Origin of the sequence: Pseudodonghicola flavimaris (assembly GCF_030164425.1) — a bacterium.
GTDB lineage: Bacteria > Pseudomonadota > Alphaproteobacteria > Rhodobacterales > Rhodobacteraceae > Pseudodonghicola > Pseudodonghicola flavimaris.
This window is the reverse complement of the sequence record NZ_JASNJD010000007.1, coordinates 157,778-170,069: the sequence shown is the minus strand read 5'-3', so window position 1 is coordinate 170,069 and position 12,292 is coordinate 157,778. Positions and strand designations below refer to the sequence as shown.

The following is a 12,292-nucleotide window of genomic DNA, read 5'->3' as shown; positions in this document are numbered from 1 at the left end:
ACGGCGGGCAGATCTGGGCCGAAGCGTCAGGGCCAGTGCCGAAGGCCAAGACATGGCGCGCGCTAAACGGCAGGCGGTGTGCGGAGACTGGCAGAGAGAGAAAGATGGCGCACCTGAGAGGATTCGAACCTCTGGCCTCTGCCTTCGGAGGGCAGCGCTCTATCCAGCTGAGCTACAGGTGCCTGTGCTGGGGCGTATAGGGCATCGCGCGCGGGGCTGCAATCGCAAAAACCAGCTTGGCCCCGGGAAGTTGCCGCGACGCAATCCGGCCCATGTCGGGGGGCCGCGCCGCTCGACGATCCGCCGGTTCGCCATGCTGTGCAAATCTTTGCCGATGACGCCACGAAAGCCTACGCAGCTATTGCATCGGCAGAGTTTTGCCGCGCAGTTGGGCGCCGGGGCGCAGCCCGCCGCCGACGGACGGTGAGCGGCAAATTGCCTCTGTTCAGTGAGCGTTAACCGTGGCTTATGTTGCGGGCGTCGCCAAGACGTGAATAGGAAAGGAAGATTTGATGAAAGCTTTCATCGCAACCGCCGCCGTGGCCACTCTGGCCTTCTCCTCCGCAGCATTTGCCCAATCGACGCCGGCGGCGCAGACGCCCCCGGCCGGCCAAGACGCCCCGAAGATGCTGGGCAATACTGGCCTGACGCAGGATCAGGGCGCGGCCCTCGTTGCCGGCGCCGTCATGCTGGGCGTTGCGCTGTCCGACGACGACAGCACCACCACCACCACGACCGGCAACTGATCCGGCGGGTGGGCTTCGGGACCGGACTGACCGGCCATGCGCCGTCATCCGTCCCGGATCTGAAAAGGTGACACGGCGGGCAGCTTACCCGCCGGTCAGAACCTCCTCGACCATCTCGCGCAGGGTGGTGCGCAGCAGCGGAAGCAGCGCCTGAACCGCCGGCGGCGCCGACCGGTCGCGCGCCCGGATCACCGAGACATCGCGGCTGATCACCGGGTCGGTCAGAGGTCTGACCGCGACCGCCCGACCATAGAGCGCCGCCTGCGAGTAGGCCGGCAGCACCGCCACGGCCTGACCAGCCTCCACCAGCGACAGCAGCGTGAAGATTTGATGTGCCTCGAAGGCCGGGCGCAATGGCTGCCGGGCGCTCTCGAAACCGACATCGACCAGCAGACGGATACCGCTCTCCCGCGTCAGCGTAGCGATCGGCAGATCGCGCAGCGCGCGCCAGTTCAGGACCGGTTGCGCCGCCAGCGGGTGATTCTCGGGCATAAACACCATCAGGCTGTCCTGCAGGATGCTGGTCGATTGCAGCCCGTCCTCGGCCGGATGAAAGGTGCCGATCCCGATCTCCGCCTGACCGGAGCGCACCCGGTCCAGGATCGCATCGGTGCCGACGTCAGCGATCTGAATCTGCAGTCCGGGATGGGCGCGGGCGGCGCGGCGGACGAAACGGGGCAGGGCGGTGGCGGCCAGCAGCGGCGGCGCGGCAATCCGTATCCGGCCGCCCCGCAGGGTGGAGAGATCGCGGACATTGCTTACCGCCCGTTCGATGGCGCCGAGGCCGCTGAGCGCGGAGGCGGCAAAGGCCCGCCCGGCTTCGGTCAGATCGACACGGCGGGTGGTGCGGTCGAACAGCCGGGCGCCCAGCGCATCCTCAAGATCACGGATCGCTTGCGACAGCGACGGCTGGGTGGTGTTCAGCCGTTCGGCGGCGCGGCTGAAGTTGCCCTGTTCGACAACGGCCTGAAAGATCTCGATCTGGCGCAGGGTGAGTTTCATGTTCAATACATAACCTTTTACCTATCAATTTATAGGATAATTTCCACTTACCCTATGAAAACCTTTGCCGCAGGCTGGAGATGCCAACGCAAAGGGGGACGCGCGTGGACGCCAGGCCGGTCAAGAACAGCACAGCGATGGCTGAGACAGCATCCGGCTGGATCGGCGCGGCGCTGCGGCGGCGAGAGGATCTGGCGCTGACCACCGGGCGGGGCCGGTTCGTCGACGATATTCAGCCGGAAGGCTGCCTGTTTCTCGAAGTGGTGCGCAGCCCTGTTGCTGCCGGTCGGATCACCGCGCTCGATCTCGAGGACGCCCGCGCGGCAGAGGGCGTGGTGGCGGTGTTTTCCCGCGTCGACCTGCATATCTGCGGGGAGGCGGCGATCAACATGCTGATCCGGGAGGCCGCCGTGCGGTTGCCGCTGGAGGTGCTGGCGGATGGCAAGGTCAGCCATGTCGGCCAGCCGGTGGCGGCTGTGGTGGCGACCTCGCGGGCGCTGGCGCGCGATGCGGCGGATCTGGTTGTGCTGGAGGTCGAGGAGCAGCAGCGGGTGGCGCCGCCAATCCCGGTCACTCGCTGGCATCAGGGGGACGCGCACGCTGCCCTGGCCGCCGCGCCTGTGCAAGTGGAAGCCCGCATGGATCATGCCCGAGTGGCGCCGATGGCGCTGGAGCCGCGGGCGGCGCTGGCGTGCGGCTCTGGCCCCCGGCTGGAGGTGTTCCTGTCGACCCAGACGCCGTTCCGCGCGCGGGAGGATATCTGCCGCATTCTCGGGATGGAGCCTTCGCAGGTCCATGTCACCGCCCCGGATGTCGGTGGGGCTTTCGGCGGCAAGGCCTCGATCTATCCCGAAGATCTGATCGTCTGCTTCGCCGCCCGGGCGTTGCAGGCCCCGGTCAAATGGGTGGCGCTTCGGTCAGAGGAGTTTCTGGCCGCCACTCATGGCCGGGGCGGTGCCACCGGGGCGGCGCTGGGGCTGGACCGGGACGGGCATATGCTGGCCTTGACGGCGGATCTGGCGTTTCAGACCGGGGCCTGGATGCCCTATTCGGCCTATGCGCCACCGCGCAATGCCGGGCGGATGCTGCCCGGGCCCTATCTGCTGCGCGATATCGATGTTCATCTGACGTTGCAGCCGGGGGCGCTGGCGCCGGTGGGGATCTACCGCGGCGCCGGCCGGCCGGAGGCGGTGATGCTGATGGAACGGCTGGTGGACAAGGCGGCGCGCGCGCTCGGCCTCGATCCGCTGGAGCTGCGCCGGCGCAACCTGATCCCGGCCGCGGCGATGCCCTATCGCACCCCGACCGGAGAAACATATGACTCCGGCGATCTGGCCGGGTTGCTCGACCGGCTGGAGCAGGTGACGGGATATGGCGCGCTGCGCCACAGGCAGGCCGAACGCCGCGCGGCGGGTGAGATCTGCGGCCTCGGGCTGGCGCTCTATGTCGAGCCCTGCGGCGCCGGGTTCGAGACCGCCAGGCTGATGTTGCGACCGGACGGGAGCTTTCGCGCCGATACCGGATCCTCCGCGCAGGGGCAGGGGCGGCAGACGGCCGTGGCCCAGATCGTGGCAGAGGCGTTGTTCACCCGGCCGGATCGGGTGGAGGTGGGGAGCGGCGATACCGATCGTCTGCAGACGGCCACCGGGGCGCTGGCCAGCCGCTCCACCGCCATTGGCGGCAGCGCCATGCTCACGGCCTGCACCAAGCTGCTGGAGCGTCTGCGGCAGGCGGCGGCGACGCTGTGGCAACAGCCGTTCGATCAGGTGCGCCCCGCCGCTGGGGGGCTGAGCGTCGCCGGTGTCAGGCAGGATTGGGCGGTTCTGGCCCCCGCGCTGGAGGCGGCCGGTCTGCTGCCGGAGCCGGTGGAGGAACGCTACATCGCGCCGGGCGAGGCCTGGGCCAGCGGTGCGGTTCTGGCCGAAGTCGGCATCGACCCTGAGACCGGCGTGCCGGAGGTGGAGCGGATCACCTGGGTCGATGACGCTGGCCGCATCGTCAACCCGATGCTGGTCGAAGGCCAGCTTCTGGGGGGCATGGCACAGGGGCTCGGCCACGCGCTGATGGAACGGATCGTCTATGACGACGATGGTCAGTTGCTGACCGGATCGCTGATGGATTACGCCGTGCCGCGCGCCGGCGACATGCCGCGCGCGGTGCGGCTGGAAAAACGCTCGATCCCGTCGCCGGCCAATGCGCTCGGCGCCAAGGGGGTGGGCGAGGCCGGCTGCATCGGCGTGCCGCCGGCGGTGATCAACGCCATCCAGGATGCCATCGCCCCCTACAGCGCCCGTGATCTGCAACCGCCGCTGACCGGCGAGCGGATCTGGCGCGCCCTGAACAATCTTGAGGACCTGACATGAAATACACCCGCAAGGATGCCAAGGCCCATGCCAAGGCCACGATGACCGGGATCTGGGCTGCCGCGCTCACGCCGTTTCGCGAAGACGGCGCCATCGACGAAGGCGGCTTTCGCGGCAACATGGAGCATTGGATCGAGGAACTCGGGATCGAAGGGTTCTTCATCGCCGGCAAACAGGGGGAGTTCTTCTCCATGTCGGTGGAGGAACGCAAGCGCTGTTTCGATATGGCGGTGGAGGCCGCTGGCGATAGGGCGCAGACCATCATGTCCTGTTCGGATCAGAACATGGATGTGGTGATCGATCTGGCAAAACACGCCCAGAGCTGCGGCGCCGATTACATCGTGGTGCATGCGCCGGTGCTGCATTTCCTCAAGGCACAGGACGAAACCCTGATCCGCTATTACGAGACCATCGCCGAGAAGGTGGATATCGGCATCGCCCTCTGGTCGCATCCCGACAGCGGCTATCTGATGAGCCCCCAGCTCTGCAACCGGCTGGCCGATATCGAAACCGTGGTGGCGATCAAATATTCCGTCCCGCGCGAGATGTATGTGGAGCTCAGCCATCTCGCCTCGGACCGTATCCAGGTCTCGACCTCGTCGGAGGAGGACTGGCTCGACAATATTCTGGAGCTCGACTGGCGGCTCTATCTCTGTTCCTCGCCGCCCTATCTGATCCAGTCGAAAGCCGACCGGCGGATGCGCGACTACACCGATCTGGCCTTCGCCGGTGAGGCGGAGGCGGCGCGCCGGGTCCGCGACAGTCTCGATCCGGTGCGGGCGGCGCTGGCATCCACCCGGCCACCGGAGAAACCCCATGCGCATCAGAAATACTGGCAGGATCTGCTGGGCCAGACCGGCGGCCATGTCCGGGCGCCGATGCTGAAGCTGACCGAAGCGGAGAAACGCGCGACCCGCGCCGCCTTTGAAAGCTGCGGGCTGAAAACCGCCTGAAGGCGGCAAGCAACAGGAGAAGGGAAATGTCACGACTGGCTGCGTTCAATTTCCAGAAATGGATCGACGAACACAAGCATCTGCTGAAACCGCCGGTGGGCAATCAGCAGATCTGGACCGATGCCGATCTGATGGTCACCGTGGTAGGAGGGCCGAACAAGCGGACCGATTACCATGACGACCCGGTGGAGGAGTTCTTCTATCAGCTCAAGGGCGACATGCTCTTGAAACTGCACGATACCGAGACCGGCGAATTCTATGATGTGCCGATCCGCGAGGGCGACATCTTCCTGCTGCCGGCCCATATGCGCCATTCGCCGCAGCGCCCGCAGGAGGGCTCCATCGGGCTGGTGATCGAACCCGCCCGGCCCGAAGGCGCGCTCGACGCCATCGAGTGGTATTGCTTCGACTGCCACGCGCTGGTGCATCGGTCGGAAACGGACCTCGAGTCCATCGTCGACGATCTGCCGCCGATCTACGCCGCCTTCTACGCCGATGAGGTGGCGCGCACCTGTCCGAACTGCGGCGCGCTGCATCCGGGCAAGGAGCCGCCGGAAGGCTGGGTGCAGCTGTGAGCCAGGGTCCCGAGGCGCCATGAGACGATCGTCGCGCTGTCCCCTGGAGACGATCCCGACCGTGCCGGCCCCCTCGGGCCGGGGCGGTCGTTCCGTTGCCCGAGGGGCGGCGCCCGCGACGCATCCGAAAGTTGCAAAACCCCGAAGTTCGGCTTTCACGATCCGGATATCGGATCAATCGGCTTTACCCAGGGCCCTGAGCCCGTCCAGAAATATCTAAAAAACAAACAACAGAGAGGAACACGGAATGAAACGGAAAACTCCCTGGTCGCTGACAGGACTTGCCACCGGCGCGCTGATGGCCCTGGGCGGCCCGGCCCTGGCCGAGGAGCCGGTGAAGATCGGCATGATCACCACGCTGTCCGGCGCAGTCGGCTATATCGGCGAAGACATCCGCGATGCCTTCCAGCTGGCGATGGATCAGAACGGCGGCAAGCTGGGTGGCGTGCCAGTCGAACTGCTGGTCGAGGACGATGGCTTCAAGCCCGGAAACGGCCGCCAGATCGCCGAGAAATTCATGTATGACGAAGACGTCAAGATCCTGACCGGCATCATCTTTTCCAATATCGCCGGCGCCACCGTGCCTGATGTCGTCGACAATGGCGCGATCTATATCAGCCCTAACGCGGCGCCGTCGAACATGGCGGGCAAGGAATGCCACGAGAATTACTTCGCCGTGGCCTGGCAGAACGACGCCCTGCATGAGGCGACCGGCATCGCCGCCAAGAAGATGGGCTACAAGAACGCCTTTGCGCTGGCGCCGAACTATCAGGCCGGCAAGGACGCCATCGCCGGCTTCAAGAAGGGGTTCGGCGGCGAGATCGTGGGCGAGCTCTATACCCAGCTGGGCCAGACCGACTATTCCGCCGAAATGGCCCAGATCCGCGCCGCCAACCCAGAGGTGGTGTTCCAGTTCCACCCGGGCGGCATGGGCATCGCCTTTCTGCGGCAATATCAGCAGGCGGGCCTGCTGGGGCAGATCCCGATGGTGCTGTCCGAGCCTGCGACCGATGCGGTGATCCTGAAGGCGGTGGGCGAATCCGCCGTCGGCATCAATGGCACCGCCCACTGGAACTGGGATTTCGACAACGAGGCCAGCAAGACCTTCGTCGCCGCCTGGAAAGAGAAATACGGCGATCGGCCGATCACCTATTACGCCAGCCAGAGCTATGACACCGCATTGCTGATCGCCTCGGCGCTGAAGGAAACCGGCGGCGTCGACGATATCGACGCCCTGCGCGCGGCGCTGCGCAAGGCCGATTTCGACTCGGTTCGCGGGCCCTTCGAATTCGGTCCCAACCAGCATCCGGTGCAGAACTGGTATCTGGTCGATATCGAAATGGGCGAGGCCGGCGTGCCGGTCACCGTCACCAAGGAGCTGTTGGTCGAGGGCTTCGGCGACAGCTATTCCGCGCTCTGCCAGATGTGATCCGTCCGGGATCGCGCCGGCACCCGGGGGCGACCCGACGGTGCCGGCGGTTCTTCGGGGGGCGGGCCTGTCCCGTCCCCCGGGCATCAGACGGCGGAGACTGCGGGAGTCCTGAATGACGCTGCTCATCATCGAACAATTACTCAACGGGCTGCAGTACGGGGTGATGCTGTTCCTGCTGGCGGCCGGGCTGACCCTGATCTTCGGCATCATGGGAGTGATCAACCTGGCGCATGGCTCGCTCTATATGGTCGGGGCCTTCGCCGGCACCTGGGTCGCGACCGAGACGGGAAGCTTCTGGATCGGGGTGCCCGCAGCGCTGGCCGCCGCAATGCTGACCGGCTTCGCGGTCGAGGCGGTGGTGGTGCGCCGGCTCTATGCCCGCGACCATCTGGATCAGGTGCTGGCGACATTTTCGCTGATCCTGATCTTCAACCAGCTGATCGTGCTGATCTTCGGCCGGGCGCCGATCTACACCGCGTTGCCCCCGGCGTTCTCCGAGTCGGTCGAGCTGATCCCGGGGCTGTTCTATCCGCCCTACCGGTTGCTGATCATCGCGGTGGGCTTGCTGGTGGCACTCGGGCTCTGGGGGCTGATCAATTTCACCCGGATCGGCATGCTGGTCCGGGCCGGCTCCACCAACCGAGAGATGGTGCGCGCGCTCGGTGTCGATATCCGGCTGCTCTATACCTTCGTCTTCGGGCTGGGGGCGATGCTGGCGGGGCTGGCGGGCTTCATGACCGGACCGATCCTGGCGGTGCAGGTTGGCATGGGCGAACAGATCCTGCTGGCCACCTTCGTGGTGGTGGTGATCGGCGGCGTCGGCTCGATCAAGGGCGCCTTCGTCGCTGGCATCGGGCTCGGGGTGATCGACACCTGCCTGCGCGCCTTCCTGCCGGGGTTGTTGCGCAACCTGATGCCGGCATCCGAGGCCGATGCGCTCGGGCTCGGCATCTCGTCCATGGGGATTTACCTGCTGATGGCGGTGGTTCTGCTGATCCGGCCCAAGGGCCTCTTCGCGGTGGAGGGCTGAGGCGATGACCCGTCTGATCTTTCCCGCGCTGATCTTTCTCTCCTTCCTGTTCCTGCCGGTGCTGGCCGATCTGCTGGGGGAATCCGTGCTGCGCACCATGGGGGCGCGGATCATGATCTATGCCATCTGTGCCGCCAGCCTGAACCTGATCCTGGGCTATGGTGGCATGGTTTCCTTCGGGCATGCGGCCTTCTTCGGCATCGGCAATTATGTCGTCGGCATCCTCTATCACCACTATGCCAGCGGCGAGCCGCTCTGGGGGCTGATCCCGGGCAGCAATCAGATGCTGATAACCCTGCCGGCGGCGATGCTGGTGGCGGGCATCGCGGCGCTGATCATCGGGGCGCTGTCGCTCAGAACCTCGGGCGTGCAGTTCATCATGATCACCCTGGCCTTCGCCCAGATGCTGTTTTTTCTCTTCGTCTCGCTCAAGACCTATGGCGGCGAGGATGGCATCATCGTGCGGCGCACCAACGCGCTATTCGGGCTGAACATGCGCGACAAGACCACGGTCTATTACGTCATCCTCGGGGTGGCGACGCTCTATTTCCTGGCGCTCTGGCGCATCGTCAATTCCTCCTTCGGGGCGATGCTGTCGGGGATCCGTCAGAACGAGCGGCGAATGGCGGCGATGGGGATCTCCACCTATCGCTACAAGCTCTATGGCTTTGTCCTCGCCGGGATGAGCGCCGGGCTCGCCGGGGCACTGATGGCGAATATGCTGCGCTTCGCCAGCCCCGACACCATGCATTGGACCAAGTCGGGGGAATTCATGATCATGGTGATCCTCGGCGGTGTCGGCAGCTTCCTGGGGCCGATCCTGGGCTCGGCCGCCTTCGTCACGCTGGAGACCTATCTGGCGGGCTGGACCGAACACTGGCCGCTGGTGCTGGGGCTGATCCTGCTGATCGTGGTGCTGGGCACCAGAGGCGGCATCAAGGGGCTGATCGACCGTCTGCTGGGAGGCCGCTCATGACCGCGATCCTGACTGTCACCGGGCTCTGTAAACGGTTCGGCGGGCTGACCGCCACCGATAACGTCTCGCTCGAGGTCAAGACCGGCGAGATCCATGCGCTGATCGGTCCCAACGGTGCCGGCAAATCCACCCTGATCAACCAGCTCTGCGGCGAACTCGCCCCCGATGCCGGGCGGATCGAACTGGGCGGACGCGAGATCACCCACGACAGCCCCGAGGACCGGGTGCATCAGGGGCTGGGGCGGACCTTCCAGATCACCAGCCTGCTGGAGGATTTCACCGTCCGCCAGAACCTCGGGCTGGCGATCCAGGCGCGGGCGGGCGGCAACCTGCGGATCTGGGATCGGGTCGGCGCCCGGCGCAGCATCTGGGCGGAGGCGGACCGCCGGCTGGGCGAAAGCGGCCTGGCGGCCCGGGCCGGGACACCGGTGGCCGATCTGTCGCATGGCGAGAAAAAGCAACTGGAACTGATCCTGGCGCTGGCGGGCGAACCGCGGCTGCTGCTGCTGGACGAACCGATGGCCGGGCTCGGCCATGTCGAAAGCCAGCAGATGATCGCCGGGCTGAACGGGCTGCGCGGTCATGTCTCGATGCTGCTGGTCGAACATGACATGGATGCGGTCTTCGCGCTGGCCGACCGGATTTCGGTGCTGGTCTACGGCCAGCTCCTGATGACCGGCACGGCAGAGGAAATCCGCCGCGACGCCCGCGTGCGCGAAGCCTATCTGGGCGGGGAGGAAGAGCTATGCTGACGGTCTCCAATCTGCAGGCGGGCTATGGCCAGAGCCAGGTGCTGTTCGATGTGTCGCTGGAGGTGCGCGAGGGCGAGCTGGTCACCCTGATGGGGCGCAACGGCATGGGCAAGACCACCACGGTCCGCTCGATCATGGGGCTGCTGAGCCCGAAGGGCGGCCGCATCCGCTTCGGCGATCGCGACATCACCGGCGCGGCGCCTGAGAAGGTGGCGCGGCTCGGCGCCGGGCTGGTGCCGGAGGGACGGCAGGTGTTTCGCACCCTGAGTGTGCGGGAAAACCTGATCGCCACCGCCGCCAACCGCGGCCGGCGCCCCGATCCCTGGACGCTGGAGCGGGTCTACAACCTGTTTCCGCGCATGCGCGAGCGGGCCGATCAGTCCGCCGGCACGCTGTCGGGCGGCGAACAGCAGATGCTGGCGGTGGGGCGGGCACTGATGACCAACCCGAGCCTGCTGATCCTCGACGAGGCAACCGAGGGGCTGGCGCCGGTGATCCGGGCCGAGATCTGGCGGGTGGTGGAGCTGCTGAAGGCAGAGGGCCAGTCGATCCTGCTGATCGACAAGAACCTCGCGGTGCTGAAACGGCTGGCCGACCGGCACTACATTCTGGAAAAGGGCCGCACGGTCTGGAGCGGCTCCGGCGCCGATCTGGATCGCGATCATGAGGAGGTGCAGGGCTATGTCGGACTTTGATCTGCCGCTTTCGGCGGAGCTTTCGGGGGCGGCGCTGGACCGCGCCTATAACGCGCGCGCCACGGTGAGTGTCGAGACCTTTGAGACGATCATCGGCCAGTATCGTGCCACCTCCGACCAGGCGGCGGCGACGCTGCCCGCGCGGCTGGGGCTGGTCTATGACGACTGCGGCGAGAGGCTGGACATCTTTGCCGGCGGGCAGGGCGGCGATCTGCGCCCGGCGGTGATCTTCATCCACGGCGGCTATTGGCGGGCGCTGTCGCGGCTGGAATCGCGGATGCTGGCGCCGGTCCTGGCCGCCGAGGGGATCGCCTGCGTGGTGCCCGATTACACGCTGTCGCCGCAGGTTTCGCTGCGCGAGATCGTGCGCCAGATGCGCGCGGCCTTCACCTGGCTCTGGCAGAACGCCGAGGCGGAGGGGATCGACCGCGAGCGGATCTATCTCTGCGGTTCGTCTGCCGGCGGCCATCTGGTCGGTACGCTGCTGTCGGGCGGCTGGCAGGCGGTGGCGGGATTGCCGCCAACCGCGGTGGCCGGCGCCATGCCGATCAGCGGGCTCTATGACCTCGACCCGATTTCGCGCACTTTCCCGCAGGAGTGGCTGCAGCTCGGGCCCGCGGACATCGCCGACCTCAGCCCGATCCGCACCATCGATGGGGCGCATTGCCCGGTGGTGGCCGCCTATGCGGCCCATGAGGCCCCGGGGTTTTCGCTGAATTCACGGGCCTATGCTGCCGCCTGGCAGGCGGCGGGCGGCGCGGCTGAGGTGCTGGAGGTTCCGGGCTGCAATCATTTCGACGTGCTGCTGGAATTCACCCGCCCCGACAGCCTGCTGTCGCAACGGCTGTTGCAGATGATCGCGAGGGGGCGTTGAGACGGGGGGCGTGCCGCGGCGGGTCCGGCGCGATCCTGCGATCTCAGTCGACGCCGTTCAGCCGGGCGCCGATCGCGCTCAGCGCATCGGTCAGGACCCGGTGCACGCCGCCGGCCTCCAGCGCATCGGTCATCTGCAGGCTGATGGTGCCTTCGGTGGCGAGCCCGTCGCGCTTTTGCGACAGAGCGCCCGGCGCCCGCTCCATCGCCGCCAGAAAGCCCGAAAACAGCTGCGTGGTGTAGAATTCCGCCTGTTTCGGATTGCCGGTCTGCTCGGCCAGCCAGGCGGCGCCGGTCTGCATCAGATCCAGCAGCCCCGGCACCATGGCGCAGATGGCGAAATGCATGTTCAGCGCGGTTTCGTCCGGCACCTGGAACACCGGGTTCTCCGGCGCGAACAGCCGGTCCAGCAGGTCGCTGTCGGGATAGGCCGGCAGCGGACAGCCCCCCTGTTCCAGAAAACCCAGCGGAATGGTCATGGTGAAATCGGTGGCCGGCGCGCAGAGAGTCTGCAGCTGCGCCAGCGACGGGCCGGCCATGACCGAGACGATCTGCTGCCCGGCGCGGAAGCTGAGCCCGCTCAGCACCTCCTGCGCCAGATGCGGCCGCAGGCACAGAAACACGATGTCGGAGCGGTCGATCACCTCCTGATTGGGGGCGATGGCGACCCCATGGCCCTCGGCCAACGCGGCGGCGATCTCGGCATTGCGATCGGAAACGGTGATCCCATGGCCGGTCCTGGCCAGAAAGCGCACCATTGGCGCCGCGATATGGCCGGTGCCGAGAAATCCGATCCGATACATTCTGCCGGGGTCCTTTCACTGGGAATTACACTGTCCGATCCGCCGCGTCAGGCGCGACCGATACCGCTCAGGGCCGGGCCCAGAGGCGGGAT

At 66.5% G+C, this 12,292-nt stretch carries 12 protein-coding genes and 1 tRNA gene; 10 read left to right on the top strand and 3 right to left on the bottom strand.

All coding sequences use genetic code 11. The annotated features are described in order from the left end of the window. Positions 1-105: 105 nt before the first annotated feature. Positions 106-182: transfer RNA gene (locus QO033_RS11680), tRNA-Arg, on the bottom strand. A gap of 330 nt (positions 183-512) precedes the next feature. Here QO033_RS11680 and QO033_RS11675 point away from each other — a divergent pair. Then, the gene (locus tag QO033_RS11675; RefSeq protein WP_284481153.1) at positions 513-746 is read left to right on the top strand and encodes a hypothetical protein; all 234 of its coding nucleotides are present in this window, start codon (positions 513-515) and stop codon (positions 744-746) included. Between the two features lie 84 nt (positions 747-830). Here the strand turns inward: QO033_RS11675 and QO033_RS11670 are convergent, their stop codons facing one another. After that, complete coding sequence (locus QO033_RS11670; RefSeq protein WP_284481152.1) at positions 831-1,748, bottom strand: LysR family transcriptional regulator; 918 nt, start codon at positions 1,746-1,748, stop codon at positions 831-833. 137 nt (positions 1,749-1,885) lie between these two features. Here QO033_RS11670 and QO033_RS11665 point away from each other — a divergent pair, with 137 nt between their 5' ends. The 9 genes from QO033_RS11665 (at position 1,886) to QO033_RS11625 (ending at position 11,398) form a co-directional block, all read left to right on the top strand. Continuing rightward, the gene (locus tag QO033_RS11665) at positions 1,886-4,111 is read left to right on the top strand and encodes a xanthine dehydrogenase family protein molybdopterin-binding subunit (RefSeq protein ID WP_284481151.1); all 2,226 of its coding nucleotides are present in this window, start codon (positions 1,886-1,888) and stop codon (positions 4,109-4,111) included. Continuing rightward, positions 4,108-5,064, top strand: coding sequence for a dihydrodipicolinate synthase family protein (locus QO033_RS11660; RefSeq protein ID WP_284481150.1), 957 nt, complete (start codon positions 4,108-4,110; stop codon positions 5,062-5,064). Before QO033_RS11665 ends, QO033_RS11660 begins: the two co-directional genes overlap by 4 nt. 26 nt (positions 5,065-5,090) lie before the next feature. Continuing rightward, positions 5,091-5,639: a 3-hydroxyanthranilate 3,4-dioxygenase gene (locus QO033_RS11655; RefSeq protein ID WP_284481149.1), complete on the top strand. Its 549-nt coding sequence runs from the start codon at positions 5,091-5,093 to the stop codon at positions 5,637-5,639. A 247-nt stretch (positions 5,640-5,886) separates the two neighbouring features. Beyond that, complete coding sequence (locus tag QO033_RS11650; protein WP_284481148.1) at positions 5,887-7,068, top strand: ABC transporter substrate-binding protein; 1,182 nt, start codon at positions 5,887-5,889, stop codon at positions 7,066-7,068. Between the two features lie 115 nt (positions 7,069-7,183). Further along, on the top strand, positions 7,184-8,101 hold the full coding sequence (locus tag QO033_RS11645) for a branched-chain amino acid ABC transporter permease (RefSeq protein WP_284481147.1): 918 nt from the start codon (positions 7,184-7,186) through the stop codon (positions 8,099-8,101). Positions 8,102-8,105: 4 nt separating this feature from the next. Next, on the top strand, positions 8,106-9,077 hold the full coding sequence (locus QO033_RS11640; RefSeq protein WP_284481146.1) for a branched-chain amino acid ABC transporter permease: 972 nt from the start codon (positions 8,106-8,108) through the stop codon (positions 9,075-9,077). Then, entirely contained in the window at positions 9,074-9,829 is a 756-nt protein-coding gene (locus QO033_RS11635; RefSeq protein ID WP_284481145.1) for an ABC transporter ATP-binding protein, read from the top strand. The genes QO033_RS11640 and QO033_RS11635 overlap by 4 nt, the downstream gene beginning before the upstream one ends. After that, on the top strand, positions 9,823-10,524 hold the full coding sequence (locus QO033_RS11630) for an ABC transporter ATP-binding protein (protein ID WP_284481144.1): 702 nt from the start codon (positions 9,823-9,825) through the stop codon (positions 10,522-10,524). The genes QO033_RS11635 and QO033_RS11630 overlap by 7 nt, the downstream gene beginning before the upstream one ends. After that, on the top strand, positions 10,511-11,398 hold the full coding sequence (locus QO033_RS11625) for an alpha/beta hydrolase (protein WP_284481143.1): 888 nt from the start codon (positions 10,511-10,513) through the stop codon (positions 11,396-11,398). The genes QO033_RS11630 and QO033_RS11625 overlap by 14 nt, the downstream gene beginning before the upstream one ends. 43 nt (positions 11,399-11,441) lie before the next feature. On the opposite strand, the gene QO033_RS11620 is transcribed toward QO033_RS11625, so the two are convergent. Beyond that, positions 11,442-12,200, bottom strand: coding sequence for an NAD(P)-binding domain-containing protein (locus tag QO033_RS11620; protein WP_284481142.1), 759 nt, complete (start codon positions 12,198-12,200; stop codon positions 11,442-11,444). Positions 12,201-12,292: the final 92 nt, after the last annotated feature.

Bases quoted from the DNA above. Each gene is read 5' to 3' on its own strand.
- QO033_RS11675 (WP_284481153.1), top strand. From the start codon at position 513: ATGAAAGCTTTCATCGCAACCGCCGCCGTGGCCACTCTGGCCTTCTCC.
- QO033_RS11670 (WP_284481152.1), bottom strand. From the start codon at position 1,748: ATGAAACTCACCCTGCGCCAGATCGAGATCTTTCAGGCCGTTGTCGAA.
- QO033_RS11665 (WP_284481151.1), top strand. From the start codon at position 1,886: ATGGCTGAGACAGCATCCGGCTGGATCGGCGCGGCGCTGCGGCGGCGA.
- QO033_RS11660 (WP_284481150.1), top strand. From the start codon at position 4,108: ATGAAATACACCCGCAAGGATGCCAAGGCCCATGCCAAGGCCACGATG.
- QO033_RS11655 (WP_284481149.1), top strand. From the start codon at position 5,091: ATGTCACGACTGGCTGCGTTCAATTTCCAGAAATGGATCGACGAACAC.
- QO033_RS11650 (WP_284481148.1), top strand. From the start codon at position 5,887: ATGAAACGGAAAACTCCCTGGTCGCTGACAGGACTTGCCACCGGCGCG.
- QO033_RS11645 (WP_284481147.1), top strand. From the start codon at position 7,184: ATGACGCTGCTCATCATCGAACAATTACTCAACGGGCTGCAGTACGGG.
- QO033_RS11640 (WP_284481146.1), top strand. From the start codon at position 8,106: ATGACCCGTCTGATCTTTCCCGCGCTGATCTTTCTCTCCTTCCTGTTC.
- QO033_RS11635 (WP_284481145.1), top strand. From the start codon at position 9,074: ATGACCGCGATCCTGACTGTCACCGGGCTCTGTAAACGGTTCGGCGGG.
- QO033_RS11630 (WP_284481144.1), top strand. From the start codon at position 9,823: ATGCTGACGGTCTCCAATCTGCAGGCGGGCTATGGCCAGAGCCAGGTG.
- QO033_RS11625 (WP_284481143.1), top strand. From the start codon at position 10,511: ATGTCGGACTTTGATCTGCCGCTTTCGGCGGAGCTTTCGGGGGCGGCG.
- QO033_RS11620 (WP_284481142.1), bottom strand. From the start codon at position 12,200: ATGTATCGGATCGGATTTCTCGGCACCGGCCATATCGCGGCGCCAATG.